This is a genomic window from Escherichia albertii NBRC 107761 = DSM 17582, assembly GCF_000759775.1.
GTDB lineage: Bacteria > Pseudomonadota > Gammaproteobacteria > Enterobacterales > Enterobacteriaceae > Escherichia > Escherichia albertii.
The window spans coordinates 1-7,090 of sequence record NZ_BBMY01000174.1 but is presented as its reverse complement, the minus strand read 5'-3'; the positions used below and the strand labels follow the sequence as shown (position 1 = coordinate 7,090).

13 protein-coding genes, 2 tRNA genes and 1 pseudogene are annotated in these 7,090 nt (G+C 49.1%); 1 reads left to right on the top strand and 15 read right to left on the bottom strand.

Translation table 11 applies throughout. From position 1 onward, the window contains the following. A partial coding sequence (locus tag EA14781_RS21220) for a DUF1737 domain-containing protein (protein ID WP_042336212.1) occupies positions 1–749 on the bottom strand: 749 nt, incomplete at its 3' end. Here EA14781_RS21220 and EA14781_RS26200 point away from each other — a divergent pair. Beyond that, positions 726–883, top strand: a pseudogene (locus EA14781_RS26200) (hypothetical protein); the annotation flags it as partial. The gene EA14781_RS21220 and the pseudogene EA14781_RS26200 sit on opposite strands and share 24 nt — an antisense overlap. Positions 884–1,049: 166 nt before the next feature. On the opposite strand, the gene EA14781_RS24545 reads toward EA14781_RS26200, so the two are convergent. From EA14781_RS24545 to EA14781_RS21150, 14 genes are all read right to left on the bottom strand, one after another. Then, positions 1,050–1,214: a DUF3927 family protein gene (locus EA14781_RS24545; RefSeq protein WP_000443178.1), complete on the bottom strand. Its 165-nt coding sequence runs from the start codon at positions 1,212–1,214 to the stop codon at positions 1,050–1,052. Between the two features lie 170 nt (positions 1,215–1,384). Next, positions 1,385–1,459 (bottom strand) — tRNA-Gly (locus EA14781_RS21215). Positions 1,460–1,543: 84 nt separating this feature from the next. Continuing rightward, positions 1,544–1,618, bottom strand: a tRNA-Asn gene (locus EA14781_RS21205). A 91-nt stretch (positions 1,619–1,709) separates the two neighbouring features. Then, positions 1,710–2,198, bottom strand: coding sequence for an antiterminator Q family protein (locus tag EA14781_RS21200; protein WP_000512812.1), 489 nt, complete (start codon positions 2,196–2,198; stop codon positions 1,710–1,712). Continuing rightward, positions 2,189–2,860: a serine/threonine protein phosphatase gene (locus tag EA14781_RS21195; protein ID WP_001028834.1), complete on the bottom strand. Its 672-nt coding sequence runs from the start codon at positions 2,858–2,860 to the stop codon at positions 2,189–2,191. The genes EA14781_RS21200 and EA14781_RS21195 overlap by 10 nt, the downstream gene beginning before the upstream one ends. Beyond that, positions 2,857–3,462 (bottom strand): recombination protein NinG, encoded by a 606-nt coding sequence (locus EA14781_RS21190; protein ID WP_001107960.1) that lies wholly within the window; start codon positions 3,460–3,462, stop codon positions 2,857–2,859. The genes EA14781_RS21195 and EA14781_RS21190 overlap by 4 nt, the downstream gene beginning before the upstream one ends. After that, the gene (locus EA14781_RS21185) at positions 3,455–3,580 is read right to left on the bottom strand and encodes a protein NinF (protein ID WP_000566995.1); all 126 of its coding nucleotides are present in this window, start codon (positions 3,578–3,580) and stop codon (positions 3,455–3,457) included. The genes EA14781_RS21190 and EA14781_RS21185 overlap by 8 nt, the downstream gene beginning before the upstream one ends. Beyond that, the gene (locus tag EA14781_RS21180; RefSeq protein WP_001254256.1) at positions 3,577–3,759 is read right to left on the bottom strand and encodes a NinE family protein; all 183 of its coding nucleotides are present in this window, start codon (positions 3,757–3,759) and stop codon (positions 3,577–3,579) included. Before EA14781_RS21180 ends, EA14781_RS21185 begins: the two co-directional genes overlap by 4 nt. Then, positions 3,756–4,283, bottom strand: coding sequence for a phage N-6-adenine-methyltransferase (locus EA14781_RS21175; RefSeq protein ID WP_000153308.1), 528 nt, complete (start codon positions 4,281–4,283; stop codon positions 3,756–3,758). Before EA14781_RS21175 ends, EA14781_RS21180 begins: the two co-directional genes overlap by 4 nt. Beyond that, a complete protein-coding gene (locus EA14781_RS21170) occupies positions 4,280–4,720 on the bottom strand; it encodes a recombination protein NinB (RefSeq protein WP_000736899.1) in 441 nt (146 codons plus the stop codon). Before EA14781_RS21170 ends, EA14781_RS21175 begins: the two co-directional genes overlap by 4 nt. Before the next feature lie 73 nt (positions 4,721–4,793). Next, positions 4,794–5,084, bottom strand: coding sequence for a protein ren (locus EA14781_RS21165; protein ID WP_000145919.1), 291 nt, complete (start codon positions 5,082–5,084; stop codon positions 4,794–4,796). After that, positions 5,081–5,782, bottom strand: a complete 702-nt coding sequence (locus EA14781_RS21160; RefSeq protein WP_000788918.1) for a replication protein P — start codon at positions 5,780–5,782, stop codon at positions 5,081–5,083. The genes EA14781_RS21165 and EA14781_RS21160 overlap by 4 nt, the downstream gene beginning before the upstream one ends. After that, on the bottom strand, positions 5,779–6,678 hold the full coding sequence (locus EA14781_RS21155; RefSeq protein ID WP_000185427.1) for a replication protein: 900 nt from the start codon (positions 6,676–6,678) through the stop codon (positions 5,779–5,781). Before EA14781_RS21155 ends, EA14781_RS21160 begins: the two co-directional genes overlap by 4 nt. Before the next feature lie 32 nt (positions 6,679–6,710). Further along, on the bottom strand, positions 6,711–7,007 hold the full coding sequence (locus tag EA14781_RS21150; protein ID WP_000442614.1) for a CII family transcriptional regulator: 297 nt from the start codon (positions 7,005–7,007) through the stop codon (positions 6,711–6,713). Positions 7,008–7,090: the final 83 nt, after the last annotated feature.

Here is a 7,090-nt window from a genome sequence, read left to right as displayed (position 1 = left end):
CCTGCTGCAGGCTGCTGAGCATAGTCAGCGTTTGTCATATCGAATTCACCCTGCACCCAGCATACCGCCAGCAGAACATTTTCAGGATTCTTCGCCAGTGCCGCTTTTGTACGCAGTATCAGATCCTGATATAACGGCTTACCCACTCCCCAGCGCGCTGAGTTCTGGCTGGCCCCCGTCGCTTCACTGAATGTACCATCCGCCCCTGCTGTAAATGCTGAACCGCCACGGGAGCAGGGAACCAGCAGAATCCCGGCATTTTTTGGGATATACGGCAGCAGACGTTTGGCGATATGTAAGCCCTGTCCGACACACCCATACTGACCTTTGCTTAAATCTGCTTCAGGGTGACTGAACACACTCATATCCTGCACATCATGCAGACAATGATCTGCCGGGATCACATCGTTAAATACACATGCCTCTCCGCCAGGCGTCACCGTACTGCGACGTGCCAACTGCTTAATACGCGGATCAGGCGCATCATATGAATCAGGAAGAGGAATACCCTCACCATAAGACATGGCATTGGACTGGCCGGCCAGCACGACCACGTAGTACCACTCCGGCTCAGTTGTGCCACTGACCACCACATCACCTTCTGCTGCAATCGCCTGCATCAGGGTATAAGGAGTTATGGCCACAGGGCTACCAAACGGCTGCCAGCCTTCTTTCAGTTTTTGCGTGAGCTTGTCCGCCAGATCTGATGGCGATGCTGCCCGCACAATATCGTAACGATTAATCGACATCGAATTTCTCCCATGCACAGGAATAGAGTAAAAAAGGCCGAAACAGAAGAAAATCACAGGATGAGCATCTGCCAGTGGCAGATCGTAAAAAAAGGCCGCGCCATGCGCAGCCAAAACTCACAAGGAAAATGATAAGTAGAATCACAACTTTGATATATGCATGGTCCGGTGGCCGCCCCGGTGAATTCAGTATCAGCACCTGAATCCGCGCCGCCCCCCAGTATTCCAGCCTGCTGATAACCTCTTACACATGGGGATTCGCCATACGGCAGTATTTCTAATAAACAGTAAGTAAAAAAATCAAGCATTATTCAGACTGTTTCTTTTCATCACCGACCACCGTAATGTCACAATCCCACGCATCATCACACCATCAGCCAGTACCGACATCAGACGCCCGGTGAAATCCACTGCCACCACCAGAAACAACATGATGACAGTCTGCCCAAAGCGTGCACTTTCCACAGATACTGCCCAGCGGTAACTGCAGAGCCTGCGCCAGTGGGTAACCAGCCTACGGAGGAAGTCACACTGACTATCCCGTAAACCCATCCATGAAAAGCTTTATGGTTGATATGCACCGAACGTGGCGCAGATATGAAAAAAGCCCGCCGAAGCGAGCCTGATAATAAATCTGGAGCGGGTGGCGGGAATCGAACCCGCATCATCAGCCTGGAAGGCTGAGGTAATAGCCATTATATGATACCCGCATATGGTGCCGACTACCGGAATCGAACTGGCGACCTGATGATTACAAGTCAGTTGCTCTACCATTGGAGCTAAACCAGCATGTTTGGCGGGACAGCGTGGACTCGAACCACGATAAGAAGGTTAACAGCCTTCCGTAATGACCTTTATACGACTGACCCAAATAAAAAAAGCCACCGTTGCAACTTAAGAGTCACTAACGGCAGCTTATGCCAGTAGTGTTGCTCATTTGCTCAATAATGTCAACACGTTCTATGCTACATGTTTAATTTTCTCTACACGTTTCCGGTTTTTAAACGCACTATCCAGAACCGGGTAAATCATAAACAACGAGGCATTAAGGATTTCGTCAACTTCCCGTCGACAGGTTGCGAGCGATGGTTTTTGAATGCGCCCGCCGCCCCGGCATAACATCTTGCGAGGTCTTGCGACGCGATGATAGTAAGATGCAATGGCGTGCCTGGAAGAACCATGAGCGTAGTAGCTGAGGAGGATGCCGAAGGCTTTCTTGTCAATGTACATGACGGAATCGACGACCTGAGAAATCAACATTCCATCATCATCATTACACATTGGCCTTGTCATAACTCTTCCCGGCTCTACGCTCTCCATGAACTTAGCTATTACGCTGCTCATGCGCTTTTCCAGACGACCTGAATAAACCCATGCGCCCCACAGTTCAAGCCAGCCATTCAGCCACTCGTGCTGTTCTTTGGTGAGGTTTAGTTCTCTTATGCCCACGCGCCTTCTCCCTGTACCTGAATCAATGTGAGGTTTCCGCAGAACGCTGCGCCGGTATCTATATACATCTGGTTGGCAAACTTGAGTGGTTTCACTGCTGGCGTATGACCAAAGATGAATGTGTCCGCTCCTTTGATTTCTTTTACGATCCCGTCTTGTGAGTTGCTGATTCGTTCGCGGTTCCAAATTACCTGCTGATGATCAACAGGCTTTCCAAACTCGTATTCGTCACAAGGATAATCTGCGTGGCAGATGACATATTTTTTACCTTTGCTCACCAGTTCAATGATTAACGGAAGTTCATCTGCTTTATGGGCAAGAGCTTTAGCCAGAATTTCTTTGTCGTAATCGAGATTAAAGAACCAGCCACCGCCATTAAACAGCCAGTGATTGACGTTTCCACACTCTGATAAGCCATCAATCATCATTTGCTCATGGTTTCCACGTACAGCTCTGAACCAGGGGAATGTGATTAATTCCAGGCATTCAACGTTCTCTGCACCACGATCAACCAAATCGCCAACCGAGATAAGCAGGTCTTTTTTGGTGTCGAATCCTATCGTCTCCAGTTTTTTCATCAGGTTCGTGTAGCATCCGTGCAGATCGCCAGCTACCCAAATATTTCGGTATTTGCTGCCATCAATTCTTTCGTAGATATTCATGCAACCTCACTTCTGCTGTTTCGCAGTTTTTTAAGTTTCTGTTGATACTCCGCCTTGATGGCCCTGCACTCTTCGACAGTCCAGCGATAGCGGTTATGGTTTGATTCGATTTCCTCTACTGCTTCCTGCCCGATGCGGCTAATCAGTTCGACGCGATACGGAACGAGATTTCCGCTTTTGTGCTGGTTGCACACCACGCATTGCTTGTGAATATTGCGTTCATCAAATCGGAGTTGAGGTGCCGCAGCAGTTGTCCGGTAATGTCCGGCATCCCACTGAGCAGACGTGAGCGTTCCGCACGAGATACATGGTAAGTCGCGGTCTCTTTCTCTGATGAAGGCGTTTACGGCTTGTTGGGCTTGTTTAATCCAGTAACTGCGGGGCTTTAAGGCGAGTTTTCGAATCTTCAGTTTATCTTTCTGTTTCTGCTCCTCTCGTCGTCGTTTCTTCTCTGCTGCTTTTTCCGCTTTTTCGCGTTCTTTACTTCGTCGTTCGAGTGCTAATTGAGTTCCGTGTTCCGGGCAGCACCACCACTGATTTGAGAATGCCGGGTGAAACCATTCCTTGCATATTTTGCATTTCCTTCGCGCTGGTTTAGCCATCATCTTCTTCCTCGTAGATTGAGCTATTCGGATCGCTCATCAGTTCTGCACAGCAGTTAGCGCACGTTAAAGCTCGCTCGACGCTTTCTTGTTCGTAACTTCGATTTTGGTCAATCACCTTGTTTTCCTCGCACGATGTCTTAGCCACCGGATATCCCACAGGTGAGCCGTGTAATTGAAGGTTTTTACATCAGATTCTTTTGGGATTGGCTTGCGTTTATTTCTGGAGCGTTTCGTTGGAAGGTATTTGCAGTTTTCGCAGATTATGTCGGTGATGCTTCGTCGCTGTCGTCTCATGCTGCCCTCCTGACGCCCTGCCCGATCGCCATCAATGCCGCTTTGGATACGGTAGTAAACATCCGTCGAGGACTGATGAACGGTCGCCAAATCAGCAGCATGGAACCTTTGCTGTTTCCCTTCTTCTCCAGCCCTGTCGATGGTTCGATAAAATTAATCCGTCCATCAGTGATAATACGAACTTCGTCAACACTCTCCAGAGCCTTGCTGAACCATCCGACTGACATATCCTCTGGTACAAGCATAACTACCGTCTGTCGCTGTTGTATGCACTGCTCAGCGGCTTTTTCCACCCACGGCCTGATATTGCTGTACGGTGGGTTATTCCAGATTGCACCGTGGCTTACCCACTCAGAATTGAGCGCGTCGTCGGCCTCAGTTAGCCAGTGAGCGCACAGAGCATTTTTGTCGCTCGCAGCTGAATCCAGCCAGAATCCAAACTCAATATCCAGCGCATCAAAAAGCCAAAGCGGCGTTTGCCAGCAGTCCTTGTCGTGTGATGGCGTATTTGATTTGATAGTCATGCAGCCCGATCTCCCCATCGCGCTTTCCACTCCAGAGCCAGTCGCGCTTCGTCTGACCACTTAACGCCACGCTCTGTACCGAATGCCTGTATAAGCTCTAATAGCTCCGCAAATTCGCTTACACACATCCTGCTGGTTGACTGGCCTATTACCACAAAGCCATTCCCGGCAAGGTTAGGAACAACGTCCTGCTGCTTTAATGCTGCTGTAAAAACGCACTTCCAGCTTTCTGCATCCAGCCAGCGACCATGCCATTCAACCTGACGAGAGACGTCACCAAGGCAAGCCCAAAGCTTTCGGTTTTGGTCTAAGCTGCGGTTGCGTTCCTGAATGGTTACTACGATTGGTTTGGTTGGGTCTGGAAGAATTTGCTGTACTGCGTGAATAGCGTTTTGCTGATGTGCTGGAGAGCGAATTTCAAAGGTTAGTTTTTTCATGACTTTCCTCTTCCCCAAATAAAAAGGCCTGCGATTACCTGCAGGCCTGTTATTAGCTCAGTGATGTAGATGGTCATCTTTTAACTCCATATACCGCCAATACCCGTTTCATCGCGGCACTCTGGCGACACTCCTTAAAAATCAGGTTCGTGCTCACCTTTCCTTCCCGTTCTTCTCTGGTAGCGAACCGGTAATACACCGTTCGCCAGACCTTACCTTCGATAACCAGAAGACCTGCCCGTGCCATTTTAGCCGCGGCCTGATTTATGCTGGTTACTGTTGCGCCTGTTAGTGCGGAAACGTCCTGTGCACAGAAGCTCTTATGCGTTCCGAGGTAATGAATAATTGCCTCTTTGCCCGTCATACACTTGCTCCTTTCAGCCCGAACTTAGCTTTGATTTCTGCGATCTTCGTCAGAGCCTGCACACGGTTTAGAGGCCTTCCCCCCATGACAGGAAGTTGTTTTACGGGTTCAGGTATTGCCTCACCACGGTTAATTCGCGCGGTCATACAGGACAGTTCATCGGCAGCCTTGCGCCGTAATTCCGCGTCAGTCAACGCATTGGCCCGCATGTTCTGGTACAGGTTGGTAACCAACCAGTAGTGCGCGTTCGATTTCCATGGATAAGACTCTGCGTCCGGATACAGGCCACGCTTCCGGCAATACTCGTAAACCATATCAACCAGCTCGCTGACGTTTGGCAGTCCGGCGATAACGGATGCTTCTTCCCGGCACCATGCAACAAACTGCCCGGGAGATGGCAGGAACGGTCGATTCTGCCGACGGGCTACGCGCATTCCTGCGTTAACCTGTTCCATTGTGGTGATCCCGTTTTCCCGGAAAGTCAGAACCCACTGGCGGCGGATTTCGTTCAGTTCGTTCTGGTCACGGTTAGCCAGGCTCGCCGGGAAAGTTGCCAGTAACTGGCTGAACACACAGTTGATGATCTGCGCTACCTGCTGTACCTGAGACTTTTCGTCGTACTGTTCCGGCATGTTGTTGGCGATCCGACGCATCTGCTCACGGTCAAAGTTAACCATCTGTGCGGCGATGTTTTTCATAGATCCACTCCGTAAATCCAGTCTGTGTTTGTCAGGTCGAGTTTTGGTTTGCAGGCTGTCACGCCTGCCTGTTGCTTGTTACGGTTGATTTCGAGTTGGGTCCACTTATCGCGGAGTTTGGCCGGGCTCAGCACGTTACCGGACCAGAAGTTGTCCTGGCATGCCCAGCGGAACAGCACGCACATGTCGCGGTGGTTACGTCCGTCACGTTCACGCATCAGGCGGATATCGTTAGCCCACCCAGCAAAATTCGGTTTTCTGGCTGATGGTGCGATAGTCTTCACCATGTCAAACATCCACTCTGCGGCGGTCAGGTCTTCTGCTGTCCCCCACTTGCTGCCGCTCTGAATTGCAGCATCCGGTTTCACCACAGAAAGGTCGTTTTCTGGCTGGTCAGAGGATTCGCCAGAATTCTCTGACGAATAATCTTTTCTTTTTTCTTTTGTAATAGTGTCTTTTGTGTCCCCCTGTTTTGAGGGATAGCAATCCCCCAATTTGATGGATGTTTTATCCCTCGTTTTAAGGGATTTTCCCTCGTTTTGAGGGATGCACCATTCTGAGATGTTTTTATTTGGTCCAAACATGCCGCATTGCTGCTTGATAATATTCATTCTGACGAGTTCTAACTTGGCTTCATTGCACCGTTTGACGGGTAACTTTGTAATCTCGCTAAGTTGAGAATCGGTGATTCTGTCCATTGGTTTATTCCACCCATAGGTTTTACGCAGAATGGCAAGCAGCACTTTAAACTGTCGCTTGGTCAGATCTGCGCCTGAATAAGCCTCAAGCAGCATATTTGATAGTCTGGCGTAACCATCATCGAGATCTGCCACATTACGCTCCTGTTTGGCAAAGTTACCTCTGCAGAAGTTGAGTATTTTTGCTGTATTTGTCATAATGACTCCTGTAGATTGATCCAGTAATTCCCTCAGAATTGCATATCAATTTGCTTAGCGTCCCCGGCGACCACCGGGGATTTTTTCTTTGTGATTCCATCAAGCGCATACTTAAAAGCCCTGCTAATTGGACTGATGTCTGATGCCATTCCGAAAGCACACAAGACCGAAGCAATAAATCTCCAGTCCGTTCTGCTTATCTTCGATTCATGACAGCCAATCATCTTTGCCAGACCACGCTGGGTAAGCGTTGACAGGTTGATGAGTAAATCTGTTTCTGCGCGATCAACGTCACGCTGTGATAGTTTGCTGTAACTTGTTCGTTCCATTTCTTACTATTTCCATAGGTAAATAATCACTAATACTCATCTTTCGATGAGTGCTTAATTAGTTACCGCGTTGTCGGTGTCAC

Bases quoted from the DNA above. Each gene is read 5' to 3' on its own strand.
- EA14781_RS21195 (WP_001028834.1), bottom strand. From the start codon at position 2,860: ATGAATATCTACGAAAGAATTGATGGCAGCAAATACCGAAATATTTGG.
- EA14781_RS21190 (WP_001107960.1), bottom strand. From the start codon at position 3,462: ATGGCTAAACCAGCGCGAAGGAAATGCAAAATATGCAAGGAATGGTTT.
- EA14781_RS21180 (WP_001254256.1), bottom strand. From the start codon at position 3,759: ATGAGACGACAGCGACGAAGCATCACCGACATAATCTGCGAAAACTGC.
- EA14781_RS21175 (WP_000153308.1), bottom strand. From the start codon at position 4,283: ATGACTATCAAATCAAATACGCCATCACACGACAAGGACTGCTGGCAA.
- EA14781_RS21170 (WP_000736899.1), bottom strand. From the start codon at position 4,720: ATGAAAAAACTAACCTTTGAAATTCGCTCTCCAGCACATCAGCAAAAC.
- EA14781_RS21165 (WP_000145919.1), bottom strand. From the start codon at position 5,084: ATGACGGGCAAAGAGGCAATTATTCATTACCTCGGAACGCATAAGAGC.
- EA14781_RS21160 (WP_000788918.1), bottom strand. From the start codon at position 5,782: ATGAAAAACATCGCCGCACAGATGGTTAACTTTGACCGTGAGCAGATG.
- EA14781_RS21155 (WP_000185427.1), bottom strand. From the start codon at position 6,678: ATGACAAATACAGCAAAAATACTCAACTTCTGCAGAGGTAACTTTGCC.
- EA14781_RS21150 (WP_000442614.1), bottom strand. From the start codon at position 7,007: ATGGAACGAACAAGTTACAGCAAACTATCACAGCGTGACGTTGATCGC.